Here is a 13,320-nt window from a genome sequence, read left to right as displayed (position 1 = left end):
TTTATTTCCCAAAGAGTAACTCCCCTGAAATCATCCCCAAAAGACTTACATGCCAAATCGTGACGTATCTACTGATTTACTTTCTTTCTTTGTATATCCACCAAAGCGATAAGAGAAATGTACTGTAAATGCCCGTGAATAAAAAGCATTATCCATATCTAAATGTTGTCCTTTAAAACGGATTTTAATGTTAGGCATCCCGGTTTCAAAAATATCACTGCAACGGGCAGATACAGTCGCCTTGTCTTTGGCAAAGCTCCATTTCAAACCAGCCGTCAGATTAAAAACACTATTTACATCAAACGTCCCCTGTATGGCAGGTGTCTGCACATTCCCATTCAGTTCTAAAGACAAACCCTTATAAACTTTAAATGCATTATCAAGTGATCCGCTGAACAGCCATTTCTTCCGATTGAAAGGTATATCAAAAAAATTGTCACAGCGTTGATGCATTTGCATTCCTGTCAAAGTCAGCCGGGAATCCAGCCAACCCCCGCCTTTAAAAGGTAATATGACATTTGCACCCCACAAGCGCATATAGTTCCAGTTCGTATTTTTATAAATCAAAGCAAGCCTGTCCGTTGACTGATAGGCTGCTTGTACGAAGTAATCCGCCGTGTGCATAAAGAACATACCGAAAATATACTTTTGCTTCAGGATATAATTACCATTCAGATTGTATGTTGTCATAGGCCTTATCCCCGGAGTTCCCCACAATTCGGTATATCCGTCTATATAACTGACGGATGATTGCATATCCCAATAGCTCGGATAAGTCTTATCCGTTGACAGCGAAAACTGGAGAATATGCTTAGGTGTCTTCATATAAGTGAATGTTGCTTGCGGATAAACAGCCCATTTATGATAATTGCCAATGGTATAATATTCTCCCGTAGCTGAAGCTGAAAACGAAGTCCCTGTTTCATACTCCTTGCTCACCGACACATAAAAATTAGTAGTCTGCTCTTTTAACTTTGAATCCGTATTTTGTGTCTGAATACCACCGCCGACTTCATTATAAATCTGATAGTCATGGTCATTGGCAAATCTGTAGGAAGCTCCATAACCAAAGTTCCAGCCTCTGGTTAGTTGATGGCTTTGGTCTGCATAAATAGAATAACGGTCTATTTTCTGCCCGGCCAACAAATTAAAATGGCTCTGACTATTATCTTCATAATTTACGTTCAGGTTTTGTTCATTATCTGAAGTATAACGGGTATAATCTCCTCCTATTTCCAATCCGAATCCTGAATGATATTGCAGTGATATGTTATGCATACGGGTATCTATGTACTTATCAGTATTACTGGTCTGGTAGTTTCCGACAGTCCGGCTGTTATTGTGTTGATCGGGGCTAAAATTCCCTGTATAAGACACATTCAGATTGTTTTTATCATTAAAATTATATTCAAACGCTGTCCTCAAATTATGATTCCAATATTTGGTACTTATCCGGTTATTCTGATTAATCTCGTATATTTTGTTTTTCAATGTATGCCTGGAATAAATATTCATATATTCCATCTGTTTTACATCACTTGCACCATACATTACATCAAAAGCCATTTTGGGAGTAGACAACCGAAAATTACCGTTCATACTTCCACTATTGAAATAATGGTTCGTATAATCAGCATTTACTTCTCCCTGAAAAGAATAATCATTCGAACGTTTCAACACTACATTAATGACAGCCCCTCTTACATGATATTGGGGGGGGGCGCTATACATTACTTCTGCCTTTTCCACACGATCAACAGGAGTATTTCTCAATAAAGTTTCCAGCTGAGTAGTGTTCATCGTTGTAGGTTTGCCATTCAAAATAACAGTAACACTTCCGGCTCCTGCCAAAGTCAATCCCTCTTTATCTTCTTGTACGCCCGGTAACTTTGTTAAAGCCTCATAAGCATTATTCACCACCTTACCATCAGCCAATTGTGCAAGATTATACCCCAAACGCCCCTCCTCCACTTTCACAAAAGGGCGCTCCGCCTTTATGACTACTTCATCCAAAGCATAATCTTCGGGTTCTAATGTGACAATCCCGATGTCATTCTTCACGTCTGACAGCAATCTGGTTTTATATAACAGATGTTGGATGATCAGACGATATTGCTCCGGATGATGATTCAGCAGAAACACTCCATCCGTATTCGATATCGAAGCACCTATATAAACGGAATCCATCGTTTGTAACACAATAGTCGCTCCATCTATTGGTTGTTGATTACTATCTACAATCTTTCCTGTTATTGTCTGGGCTTTTAGTGCTACAGCAGCAATAAACATAAATGAAAATAAGACAAATAGTTTTCGTGTCATCGTTTGTTCTTTTAGGAAGCAAAAAGTGCTACACTATATTTGTCTGCAAAGGTATTGAATATAGTCCTGTTCTTAGAAACTAATTATGAAAGATTATGAACATATAAAAAAACTAATGAATCGGATAGATGGGCATAACCCTAAAATCAGACTATGCCCTTATTTTTATCTATCATTTGCCCAATCCTACCAAATACCCTACTATTTTGGGGTCATAATATGAAAAGAATAAACTTTCTTTTTTATCCAGTTTTGCAATTTCTTCCATATCATTAGCTGACAAAGCAGATAAAAACCGATCTTCAAAAATCAGCGCATAACCGTTTGTTATATGATTCGTATCCCAACTCCGTATTTCCCCCGGCTGAGAAAAAAACACGTCGCAAGGAGTCGCTTCATAATTCTGATTATCGATAGAGAAACTCCCCTCCCCCTCAGTGATGAAAGTGATATCATAATATGTCAATGTATGAATAGGGTTTTCGGATAAAAACCTTTTTATGTATTTTAATTCTACGACGTCAATTAATAATTCACTTCCATACTTAGTCTTGTAAAAAGTATATTGAGGAATCGGGTTCTTCATATTCTATATTTAACTTCTGAATAAATATCCAGCAAAGATATTGAATCTCACGAAACTTTTATCACTCCATATACTTTCTTTATACTCATCTATTAAGGCTCTCTCTATTGATGATTCATTTATGCTTCTATCTCCTTCGTAGCTTCTGCATATTGATTGTTATCGACCGGTTCCAGCCAGGTATTTTTATTTGTCTGTGGATTGATTTCAATAGCAAGATGAGAAAACCAACTAAACATTTCAGACTATTTATCACCTGTAAGAAATACGCTGATCTTTTTCGCTTCTTCTTTCATATCTGATATTTCACCACAGAGGGCACAGAGTTCCACAGAGTTTTTAGACAGAAGAACATTACTCTGGCTCTAACATCGCTGGCACAGGCTAAAAGAGTAACTTCAATCGTAAATAGTAAATCGTCTAATCGTAAATAGATTCAGTTTTAAACCATACAAACAATACCTACAACAAAAAATATGTACTTTTGCAAAACTTTTTTTAGACCAATTATTTTATTCGATGCAATGAGCAAAACAAAAGGTATTTTATATGCAGCAGTGTCCTCCTCTACTTTTGGACTGGCACCCTTCTTCTCCATCATGCTTCTCACAACAGGATTTTCCTCATTTGAAGTACTGAGCTACCGTTGGGGAGTCGCTTCTGCTACATTAATACTTTTCAGTTTAATATCCGGATGCAGTTTCCGGTTAAATAAAAAGGATTTCGGTACTGTGTTTTTATTGAGTTTATTCCGGGCAGCCACATCACTGAGTCTGGTGATTGCTTATCAGAATATAGCCAGTGGAGTGGCCTCTATCATTCATTTCATGTACCCGTTGGGCGTAGCTTTAGCTATGATGCTCTTTTTCCATGAAAAGAAGTCACTATGGACTATTACAGCTATCCTGGTATCTATCGCCGGAGCTGTATTTCTTTCATCGGGAGACATCAGTCACAGTGGAGGTAACACTACCGTAGGAATCATAGCCGCCTGCATCTCTGTATTTTCTTATGGAGGTTATATCATAGGAGTACGAAAAAGCCGTGCAGTACAGATCAACTCTACTGTGCTCACTTGCTATGTAATGGGAATAGGCGCTCTCCTTTTTATTATATGCGGCAGTTTCACCAGCGGTATCCGGATCGTGACAGACTGGAATACATGGCTGTATATATTAGGACTTGCCTTACCTGCCACCGCCATCTCTAACATGGCTCTGATCAAAGCAATCAAGCACATCGGTCCTACCCTTACGTCTATCTTCGGAGCCATGGAACCTCTAACAGCTGTCATCATAGGGACGCTCGTTTTTCAGGAATTGTTCACTCTAAAGAGTGTTATAGGAATTGTTCTGATAGTAACAGCAGTTACTATCGTAGTTTTTAGAGAAAAGCGATCAGCGATAAACGATCATTCATCATCCACCGCAAATCATTTACCGTAAAAAAATATCTTTATCAATCGAAAACAAATCCATTCCGGCAGGTGTTGGTATAGGCAGTAAATAATAAAACCTAGACCAAAACGGAAATGAAAACAATTAAATTAATTTTAGCAGTAGGATTTCTGCTCGCCTTTGCTACGGGTACATATGCCCAAAAGCAAAGAACTCAAACCTATCTACCCAAATTTGCCATTAAAACAAATGCCCTCTACTGGGCCACAAGTACTCCCAACTTAGGATTTGAAATAGGACTGGCAAAGAAATTAACTCTTGATGTATCGGGCAATTACAACCCCTGGAAGTTTTCGGACAACAAACAGTTCAAGCATTGGTTAGTACAGCCTGAACTACGTTACTGGCTCTGCGAACGTTTTAATGGCAGTTTCTTCGGCCTGCACGGACACTATGCCGATGTGGACATCAGTAACCTTGACATGTTCGGACTGGGGCATGACCGGTATGATGGTAAACTTTACGGTGCTGGTATATCTTACGGCTATCAGTGGATATTAAACAAACGCTGGAGTATGGAAGCCACCATCGGGCTTGGCTACGCTCACATCAAATATGACAAATATGAACCGGGGGACAACGGTCAGAAATTAGGTCATAATACTAAAGACTATTTCGGTCCTACCAAAGTAGGCCTTAGCTTCATCTACATTATTAAATAATAACCTATAAACCAACTGTAACAATGAAAAGAAATATTATATATCTCCTGCTGGCACTTGTCATAGCACTTCCCGCCAGTGCCCAGAAACTTTACAATGATGCCATCAGTTTATCTGACGTATCACTGTGGCAACAGGGCAACTCTCTTTATATCAGCATGACGATCGATATGAAGAATCTTGTAGTTAGTCCTCAACGTTCACTTACGTTGACTCCGCTGCTGACAGACGGCCAGCACAATGTGCCCTTACAGGATATTATAATCAACGGCCGTCGTCGCCAGAAAGCATATATACGTGGTTTGGCAATAGAAAAAGAAAAGCCTGCAGGTATCGTTATCCCTTATGATAAAAGAGAAGTGCTAAACTATACGCAGGTAATCCCTTATCAGCCATGGATGCAAAATGCAGCACTGAATCTGGTTGAAAACCTCTGCGGCTGTGGCAATAATGAAGAGATGATTGCACAGGAACTCATTACCAACGATGTATCTACCGAGGCGAAACGTTTGGCAGCCATGTCTCCGATAGTCGCTTATATTCAACCAGCTGTAGAAGTAGTAAAAACCCGTAGCGAACAATACGAGGCTCATCTGGATTTCCCGGTAAGCAAATCTGTTATCCTGACCGATTTCATGAACAATCATAAAGAGTTGATGAATATTCACTCTATGTTCGATAAAGTGCAGAATGATAAGAACCTCACCATAACCGGTATCAGTATTGAAGGTTTTGCTTCTCCCGAAGGTCCTTTGAAATTCAACGAACAGCTTTCTCAGAAACGTGCCGAAGCACTGAAGAAATACCTGAGTGAGAATGAAAAAGTTCCGGCCAACCTCTATAAGGTATCCTTTGGCGGTGAAAACTGGGATGGATTGGTGAAAGCCCTGGAAGCTTCTTCCATGAAAGATAAAGAGACGTTTATCAATATCATTAAAAATACCAGTGATGATGCTTTGCGCAAAAAAGAAATTATGCGTGTAGCAGGTGGTGTTCCTTATCGTGCCATGTTGAAAGATATCTATCCGGGATTACGTAAAGTAGATTGCAAGATAGATTATACTGTGGTAAACTTCGATGTTGAACAAGGACGCATCGTTATCAAAACAAATCCGAAATACCTGAGTCTGAACGAGATGTACCAGGTAGCCAACAGCTATCCGAAAGGAAGTGACGACTTTGTAAACGTGTTCGATATTGCCGTACGCATGTACCCGAATGATGAAGTAGCCAACTTGAATGCCGCTGCCGTAGCATTAAGCAAGAAAGATGTGAGAACTGCCATAAAGTTTATGGAAAAGGCAAACAAACAGACTGCCGAATACATCAATAATAGTGGTGTATACGATTTCCTTAACGGGGATATAAATCAGTCCATTGCAGCTTTCACGCAAGCTGCCCACATGGGTAATGAAGCAGCAAAAGCCAACTTGAAGCAATTGCAAAAAATACTGGATATGAAGAAGATGCCTAACAAATAGACATCCCATCTGATAAAAAAAAGTCCGGATATGGTTAACTAAATAAATCATATCCGGACTTTTTATTCAACTCCATAATGTAACTTATCGTTTTTTGTTTAAATCCGGCATATCACGGATAAAATCATAAAAAAATTTGCTTTTCGGGCAGTCAAAACGATCTCCAGTTTTGTTATAAGAATATTATACATTATTAAATCTGACGATTATGACACTGATTCTTGCTATTATTCCGGTTTTACTCCTTATTGTATTAATGGCTTTTTTAAAAATGCCAGGCGATAAAAGTAGTGTCATATCTCTCATTGTAACGATGCTGATAGCCATCTTTGGTTTCCATTTTGCAGTGGACGATCTTGCTTATTCATTCCTCTATGGTGCATTGAAAGCAGTTTCTCCCATCCTGATTATTATCGTAATGGCTATTTTCAGCTATAACGTATTGCTAAAGACCCAAAAAATGGAAATCATCAAGCAACAATTTTCCTCTATCTCTACTGATAAAAGCATTCAGGTATTACTATTGACATGGGGATTCGGAGGGTTACTTGAAGCAATGGCGGGCTTCGGTACCGCAGTTGCTATCCCTGCCGCTATACTTATCAGCCTTGGTTTCAAACCCGTTTTCTCGGCAGTAGTAAGCTTAATAGCCAACAGCGTGGCCACGGCTTTTGGAGCTATCGGCACACCGGTACTTGTATTGGCTAAAGAAACCAATCTGGATGTATTAACCTTAAGCACCAATGTCGTGCTACAGCTTTCCGTACTTATGTTCCTCATCCCATTGGTACTACTTTTTCTCACAGACCCCAAATTGAAATCACTACCCAAGAATGTGTTCCTCGCACTATTGGTCGGTGGTGTATCCCTTGTCAGCCAATATGTAGCCGCACGTTATATGGGAGCAGAATCCCCGGCCATTATCGGTAGTATTCTTTCTATTATCGTAATCGTGATTTATGGTAAACTCACAGCTTCTAAAGAAGAGAAAACACGCAAAAGTTCTCTTCGCGGAAAAGATATCCTGAATGCATGGAGTATTTATCTGCTCATTCTCTTACTGATAATCCTGACCAGTCCCCTATTCCCGGGACTGCGCAATACACTTGAGAACAACTGGATAACACGTATCAGCCTTCCTATCAATGACTCTACAGTGAACTATACCATCTCATGGCTTACCCATGCAGGTGTACTTCTCTTTGTCGGTACTTTTATTGGCGGACTAATACAAGGTGCAAAAGTCAAAGACCTATTCATCGTACTTTGGAATACTGTGAAGCAGTTGAAAAAAACATTCATCACGGTTATCTGCCTTGTCGGCCTGTCAACCATCATGGATACTGCCGGGATGATCTCGGTTATTGCTACTGCCTTAGCTACTGCCACAGGTAGTCTTTATCCGCTTTTCGCACCGGTTATCGGATGTTTAGGTACATTCATCACCGGTAGTGATACTTCATCCAACATTCTTTTCGGAAAACTGCAAGCCAGTGTTGCCGGGCATATCAATGTAAACCCCGACTGGCTATCAGCCGCTAATACGGTAGGTGCTACCGGAGGAAAAATCATTTCTCCCCAAAGTATCGCCATAGCTACTTCAGCAAGTAATCAACAGGGAAAAGAGGGCGAAATTCTGAAAGCAGCCATCCCTTATGCACTTGCCTATATAGTGATAACAGGAATCATTGTATTTATTTTCAGCTAAAAAGTTAAGTTACGGAAGAAAAGACTTATTAAACTCATCGGGCATATCTTGCTGACACGTATGTACGTCATACAGGAAGACGGAAGTAAATTTGAATCTTTATTAATCGCTCCCCTTTCCGTCCTGCTTGAATACCGGGACCAGGGAGTAGGTTCCGCACTAATCAAAAAGGGCCTGAAGCGCGGGCGTGAAATGGGATATAAAGCTGTATTCCTCTGTGGAGATCCTAATTATTATCACCGGTTCGGTTTTAAATCAATTAGTGAATTCGGACTCACCAATCCCGATATTCCCGAACCATACGTGATGGGATATGAACTGGAAGCTGGTGCATTGGATCATGTTACAGGGATAGCAAAGCTCGTATAATTATAATTTCCGGATAGGATGAAAAAGAAAGCCGATATGTCTCTTGTGAAAAGAGATGTATCGACTTATTATTTCTTGTATCGTATTAGTAAAATACCTTAGAAAATTTCAGATAGTATCTGGGATTTGATCTTCTCCCATGAAATATCAGTCAACATATACGGCATTATATCTTCTTCGGCATCATCAAAATATGCCAAACTTTTCATTGCCATAAAAGTGGAACCATCAGGATATTTCTGAGAATAGAAATCTAGAGCCATCGTCAACTCATCCTTACTTGCATCCACTGTACCAAAGAAATCTAAGTCGACAGACTTTCGATGCCCTATTTGTAAAGCCAACGCAGTACCTCCTACCAAACGAGTATTATGAAGTATAGGTATACTCTGCAACTTTTTCAGAAGTTCCAGTGTTGTGGAATCGACTGTTGATAAGTGTAACATCTGAACTTTTCTTTAGGAGTATTTGATATTGCAGCAACATAAGCCAAAGCACGAGGTTCCAATTCCCTCATTTTTTTTGCCTCCTCTACAATTTTCGGCAAACCATAATATGAACGAATTATTATCCAATCATTCCACATCCCATATTCCAGCACCCTTTTTATTATGTATTTAGGATACTGTTCTAGGTCAATATCTTCTTTCCGTATATCCCAAAAAAGATGACTGGAAAACGCATTTATACATTCATTTGCTGACATAGAAATTTTTCTTTGAAAACAAAGGTAATGCATTTTATTCAATTTACAAATCTTTCTTTCTCAGATAATAAGGATTAATTGAATTTATGTAAGCAGAAGAACCTCTTCATAAATAATAGATATAGCATGCTTAATAAAAAGACACTACCCAATAAATACCAGTATCCATATTCCCGTAATATCAAATACCCTATTACAACAATTGCCTGCATCATCATATAAATCAATGCCACCACCACATGAGGCATTCTCAGTTCATTAGCCATAATCTGATACATATGTTTCCGGTGAGGTAAACCAATGTTTTCATGCAACATCAATCGATGAACAATAGTTAACACACTATCTATCCCATACACTACCAGAAGTACAATCCAGCTAAAATCCCCAGTTTGAATAATCAACCTCCCAATCAAAAAAAGAATGGTAAATGCAATACTAACCGCCCCCACATCTCCGGCAAAACATTTCGCCCTCTTTCGGAAATTAAAGAAATTGAAAACCAGCACAGCACACAGCATTGTATAAATAAGATCCGGCTCAACAAACGAAACAACCGAATGATTAATAAATGCTAAAGTTCCAAGTATGATCAAAGAATATCCTCCCGTGATCCCATTGATGCCATCCATAAAGTTATAAGCATTGATAATACCTGTGCAAATGATTAACGCTACAAGGATTGTCCACCAGGGAAGAGAGAATAATCCCCATTGATAAAACATCAATCCCATAGCCGAAAAATGAAACACCAATCGCAACGCCTGAGAAGTAGAACGGATATCATCAATAAAACTGATTAAGGTGACCAATGTCAAGGCAAGCATGAACCAGGAATATTCAAAATGATTCGTAAGGAAATAAGCCAATACGCCAAAATAGAAAATGATTCCTCCACCCCGCAAAGTGATCCGGGCATGTGAACTACGCTCATTGGGTTTATCGATGATGTTGTATTTATCGGCGATATAAAAATAAAAAAGTTCTGCTAAGAAGAGCAGAACTAAGACTATTAAATAATACACAGCTTTATATATTTAAAAAGTATCTTCAATCGTAAGTCGTAAATTATCTAATTGTAAATCATTCAAAGGACTTTATTGTTTTTATCAGTCCTTCTTTTGCTGTAACAGGCATTTTATCAATACCTAATGCCCTTTTTATCTTGTCATTACTAACTACATAATTCTCCGTCAGTTTCCGTAGACGTTCTGTGTTCAAAGGCAAATGAAGTAAAGTACCAATCCCGGCACATCCTTCCATTATTCCCCTATTTATTTTCCAAATGTGCGGTTTCTTTCCCATCACCTCACACATAGTAGCTATCAACTCATTAGTAGACATCGCTTTATCATCCCCCATATGATAGATACCACCCGGAACGTCTTTCGTCAATAGTCCTTCTACCACGTAGCAAAGATTATCTATCGAAGTAAACGAACGACGATTCTCAAAAGCTCCCAAAGGCCACGGAATACCTTTCTTCACCACATTATAAAGCAAATTCAGGTTCCCTTTATTCCCCGGCCCATGTATCATACAAGGACGGAGGATATAAACCTGCTTGTTCAATTGACAGTGGACAGTGGACAATTGACAATTAGCTGCGCTATCATGCTGCATAGCAACTGTCAACTGTCCATTGTCAACTGTCAATTTATTAATAATGTATTCTTCCGCCTTGATCTTGCTTTCTCCATAAGGACCAACAGGAGCTGGAATAACATCCTCGGTGAGTATATCCCCCACAACGCTATCGGCAGCAGCTTTTACAGAACTGAAGAAAATGAATTTCTTGGCAGAAGATTGAAGAAAGAAATCAAAAATCTTTTGAGTCAAACCTGTGTTGATATCAAAATAAGACTGTGCTATTGATTGATTTTTTGTATCATGAGCTTTACCTGCAAGATGAATGATAGCATCAAATTGAGGTAGTTTTTGAAATAAGGAACAAGATGCTTCTATCTCTTTCCAAAGAAAAGTTTTCATCACTCCCTCTTTCTCGGGAGCAATGATATCAAGGCCGTAAAGAGTATGATGAACTTTTAAAGCCATAATAAGATTGGAACCCACAAAACCATGAGCACCGGTAATAAGTATATTCATTCTTTTACCAATAACAATTCAAATACTTTCACTAAATACTTTAAGAATAAAAGCGGCATGCAAGTCCAAATACCATTTTCTTTACAAGCTCTGACTATCTCTTTATTCAATAAAATATTGCTTCTTATAGATGCGGTACTGGTACCCCCTGTACGCATTTTCATAAAATCGAATGGCAAATATTTACTTTTTAATTGATGTACATACAAGAAACGAATAAGGAGTTCATAATCAGCAGCTATTTTATAATCGGTCTTATAGTAACCAAACTCTTCAAAATATTTTCGATAAGTAAAAAAAGTGGGATGAGCAGGCATAAAACCAAATCGAAACATCTCAGGAGTAAACCTCTTAGAAGAGTAATAACGTACTGTTTTATCTAAATTCTGAGGATTTACAAAACGCACGTCTCCATAAACAGCTTGTATATCATCATTCTTGAAGGCTTCAGAAACCTTCATTACAGTATCCTTTCTATGATAAAAATCATCCGAGTTAATAATGCCGATAATATCTCCGGTAGCCATCCGGATACCTTTATTCATGGCATCATAAAGACCTTTATCTTTCTCACTGATCCATTTTAGTCGACCATGAAACAAAGGTTCATACTCTTTTATTATATCAATGGTTTTATCTTGAGAACAGCCATCTACAATAATATATTCAATATCCGGATAAGTCTGAGATAAAACAGATTGAATGGTATCACGAAGAGTTCGGTAACTATTAAAAGTTACGGTAACTAAAGAAATTTTCATCAAAAACAGTCTGATTCTATTAGATTTTATCTCTCATACCACACCTTTTGATATTGTGAGAATATCGATTTCATGGTATAGCATGCTAGTACTTTTCTCTTTCCGTTAATAGCATAATCAAGATGATTATCAACACCGGAAAACTTATCAAGCACTTCTATTATTGCATCCGCTGATTTTGCTTCAAAACATATCCCGGCAGCCTGTTCACTATCCGCATCTATCATATCCCGAATGGCTCCTACCGGAGTAGCCAACACCGGACATCCCATCGCCATCGCCTCAAGTACTACATTGGGGAATCCCTCTGTATAAGATGGTAGTATGAGAGCATCGGCCTTGCTCATATATTCAAGCACTACCTCCGATGGTTGATTACCCAAGAGACAAAACCAGTCACCCTCTCTCCGTTGGGAAATAGTCAACAAATCATTCTTTATTTTTTCATCATAAGGACCTATCATAGTCAAATGAGACTCATTTCTCAATTGAGAAAAAGCATCTAATAATTCATATACTCCTTTAGTCCTTATTATCTGCCCTACAAAAACATAATGATTTTTTTGCTTCTCTTCCACATCTTGATTTGCCAACAAAGCTACTTTAGGCGAACAAGGATTACCTATGAGCCTTGTTTTACTTTCAAACCCGGTATCACATAAAGCCTTATAGGAAGGAGCATCTATAACAATAATCCGGTATGCATGTTTCATATTAAAGCATAACAAGTTCCATTCCCAGTTTTTGCGCTCACTTAATTCCGGTATCCGGCCAAAACGATAATGAAAAATACATTTCGCCCTAAAACACTTGGCTATAATAAGATAAAACACATCTTTGCATAGAGAAAGTGACCCCGGGGTAGCTATATGAATCACAGCGGGATGATGCTTTAAACATCCTGTAGTCAGCAAATAAAAGATACGTAAAGTATCCACTATTCCACTTATCAACCTATAAACCGGATGACGGGCTTTATTCGGACTTTTATACTTAATAGAACCGTCTACATGAATCACATTTTGAATATTCGCCTGCCGAATATACTCCAACATATTTTTAGTCCAACTTGTAATTCCTCCTGTAGGAAACAATGGAGATAAGAATATGACATTCCTTCTATTTCTCATCTTATCACTTTTGCAAGATTTCTTCCTATTAC

12 protein-coding genes and 2 pseudogenes are annotated in these 13,320 nt (G+C 38.5%); 5 read left to right on the top strand and 9 right to left on the bottom strand.

The annotated features are described in order from the left end of the window. Positions 1-45 precede the first annotated feature (45 nt). From ACESQI_RS10335 to ACESQI_RS10325, 3 genes and pseudogenes are all read right to left on the bottom strand, one after another. On the bottom strand, positions 46-2,289 hold the full coding sequence (locus ACESQI_RS10335) for an outer membrane beta-barrel protein (RefSeq protein WP_373126035.1): 2,244 nt from the start codon (positions 2,287-2,289) through the stop codon (positions 46-48). A 313-nt stretch (positions 2,290-2,602) separates the two neighbouring features. Then, positions 2,603-2,908 (bottom strand): annotated as a pseudogene (locus ACESQI_RS10330) (AraC family ligand binding domain-containing protein); the annotation flags it as partial. Between the two features lie 134 nt (positions 2,909-3,042). After that, positions 3,043-3,141, bottom strand: a pseudogene (locus ACESQI_RS10325) (cupin domain-containing protein); the annotation flags it as partial. A 291-nt stretch (positions 3,142-3,432) separates the two neighbouring features. Here ACESQI_RS10325 and ACESQI_RS10320 point away from each other — a divergent pair. The 5 genes from ACESQI_RS10320 to ACESQI_RS10300 all read left to right on the top strand — a co-directional run bounded on the left by ACESQI_RS10320 (position 3,433) and on the right by ACESQI_RS10300 (position 8,585). Next, positions 3,433-4,353 carry a DMT family transporter gene (locus ACESQI_RS10320; protein ID WP_373126004.1) on the top strand — a complete coding sequence of 307 codons (921 nt, stop codon included), beginning with the start codon at positions 3,433-3,435 and terminating at the stop codon, positions 4,351-4,353. Between the two features lie 86 nt (positions 4,354-4,439). Beyond that, entirely contained in the window at positions 4,440-5,027 is a 588-nt protein-coding gene (locus ACESQI_RS10315; protein WP_007486745.1) for a DUF3575 domain-containing protein, read from the top strand. Positions 5,028-5,050: 23 nt separating this feature from the next. Next, the gene (locus tag ACESQI_RS10310; protein WP_195449950.1) at positions 5,051-6,508 is read left to right on the top strand and encodes a DUF3868 domain-containing protein; all 1,458 of its coding nucleotides are present in this window, start codon (positions 5,051-5,053) and stop codon (positions 6,506-6,508) included. Between the two features lie 208 nt (positions 6,509-6,716). Then, positions 6,717-8,216, top strand: a complete 1,500-nt coding sequence (locus tag ACESQI_RS10305; protein WP_122200627.1) for an L-lactate permease — start codon at positions 6,717-6,719, stop codon at positions 8,214-8,216. Between the two features lie 27 nt (positions 8,217-8,243). After that, the gene (locus ACESQI_RS10300) at positions 8,244-8,585 is read left to right on the top strand and encodes an N-acetyltransferase (protein ID WP_341459119.1); all 342 of its coding nucleotides are present in this window, start codon (positions 8,244-8,246) and stop codon (positions 8,583-8,585) included. Between the two features lie 98 nt (positions 8,586-8,683). Here ACESQI_RS10300 and ACESQI_RS10295 read toward each other — a convergent pair whose 3' ends face one another. The 6 genes from ACESQI_RS10295 to ACESQI_RS10270 form a co-directional block, all read right to left on the bottom strand. Next, positions 8,684-9,031 (bottom strand): nucleotidyl transferase AbiEii/AbiGii toxin family protein, encoded by a 348-nt coding sequence (locus ACESQI_RS10295; RefSeq protein WP_373126003.1) that lies wholly within the window; start codon positions 9,029-9,031, stop codon positions 8,684-8,686. After that, positions 8,986-9,291: a hypothetical protein gene (locus tag ACESQI_RS10290; protein ID WP_025867577.1), complete on the bottom strand. Its 306-nt coding sequence runs from the start codon at positions 9,289-9,291 to the stop codon at positions 8,986-8,988. The genes ACESQI_RS10295 and ACESQI_RS10290 overlap by 46 nt, the downstream gene beginning before the upstream one ends. A 74-nt stretch (positions 9,292-9,365) precedes the next feature. Then, positions 9,366-10,316: a glycosyltransferase family 4 protein gene (locus tag ACESQI_RS10285; protein ID WP_195661113.1), complete on the bottom strand. Its 951-nt coding sequence runs from the start codon at positions 10,314-10,316 to the stop codon at positions 9,366-9,368. A 58-nt stretch (positions 10,317-10,374) separates the two neighbouring features. Then, entirely contained in the window at positions 10,375-11,397 is a 1,023-nt protein-coding gene (locus ACESQI_RS10280) for an NAD-dependent epimerase/dehydratase family protein (protein ID WP_195661114.1), read from the bottom strand. Then, positions 11,394-12,158 carry a glycosyltransferase family 2 protein gene (locus ACESQI_RS10275; RefSeq protein ID WP_195661115.1) on the bottom strand — a complete coding sequence of 255 codons (765 nt, stop codon included), beginning with the start codon at positions 12,156-12,158 and terminating at the stop codon, positions 11,394-11,396. The genes ACESQI_RS10280 and ACESQI_RS10275 overlap by 4 nt, the downstream gene beginning before the upstream one ends. Before the next feature lie 26 nt (positions 12,159-12,184). Beyond that, positions 12,185-13,288, bottom strand: a complete 1,104-nt coding sequence (locus tag ACESQI_RS10270; RefSeq protein WP_195661116.1) for a glycosyltransferase family 4 protein — start codon at positions 13,286-13,288, stop codon at positions 12,185-12,187. Between the last annotated feature and the right edge of the window lie 32 nt (positions 13,289-13,320).

Source organism: Bacteroides sp. HPS0048, assembly GCF_964240755.1.
Classification (GTDB): domain Bacteria; phylum Bacteroidota; class Bacteroidia; order Bacteroidales; family Bacteroidaceae; genus Bacteroides; species Bacteroides nordii.
This window is presented reverse-complemented; position numbering and strand designations above follow the sequence as displayed.

Excerpts from the sequence above, each read along its gene's own strand:
- ACESQI_RS10335 (WP_373126035.1), bottom strand. The coding sequence starts at position 2,289 with ATGTTTATTGCTGCTGTAGCACTAAAAGCCCAGACAATAACAGGAAAG.
- ACESQI_RS10320 (WP_373126004.1), top strand. The coding sequence starts at position 3,433 with ATGAGCAAAACAAAAGGTATTTTATATGCAGCAGTGTCCTCCTCTACT.
- ACESQI_RS10315 (WP_007486745.1), top strand. The coding sequence starts at position 4,440 with ATGAAAACAATTAAATTAATTTTAGCAGTAGGATTTCTGCTCGCCTTT.
- ACESQI_RS10310 (WP_195449950.1), top strand. The coding sequence starts at position 5,051 with ATGAAAAGAAATATTATATATCTCCTGCTGGCACTTGTCATAGCACTT.
- ACESQI_RS10305 (WP_122200627.1), top strand. The coding sequence starts at position 6,717 with ATGACACTGATTCTTGCTATTATTCCGGTTTTACTCCTTATTGTATTA.
- ACESQI_RS10295 (WP_373126003.1), bottom strand. The coding sequence starts at position 9,031 with ATGTTACACTTATCAACAGTCGATTCCACAACACTGGAACTTCTGAAA.
- ACESQI_RS10290 (WP_025867577.1), bottom strand. The coding sequence starts at position 9,291 with ATGTCAGCAAATGAATGTATAAATGCGTTTTCCAGTCATCTTTTTTGG.
- ACESQI_RS10280 (WP_195661114.1), bottom strand. The coding sequence starts at position 11,397 with ATGAATATACTTATTACCGGTGCTCATGGTTTTGTGGGTTCCAATCTT.
- ACESQI_RS10275 (WP_195661115.1), bottom strand. The coding sequence starts at position 12,158 with ATGAAAATTTCTTTAGTTACCGTAACTTTTAATAGTTACCGAACTCTT.
- ACESQI_RS10270 (WP_195661116.1), bottom strand. The coding sequence starts at position 13,288 with ATGAGAAATAGAAGGAATGTCATATTCTTATCTCCATTGTTTCCTACA.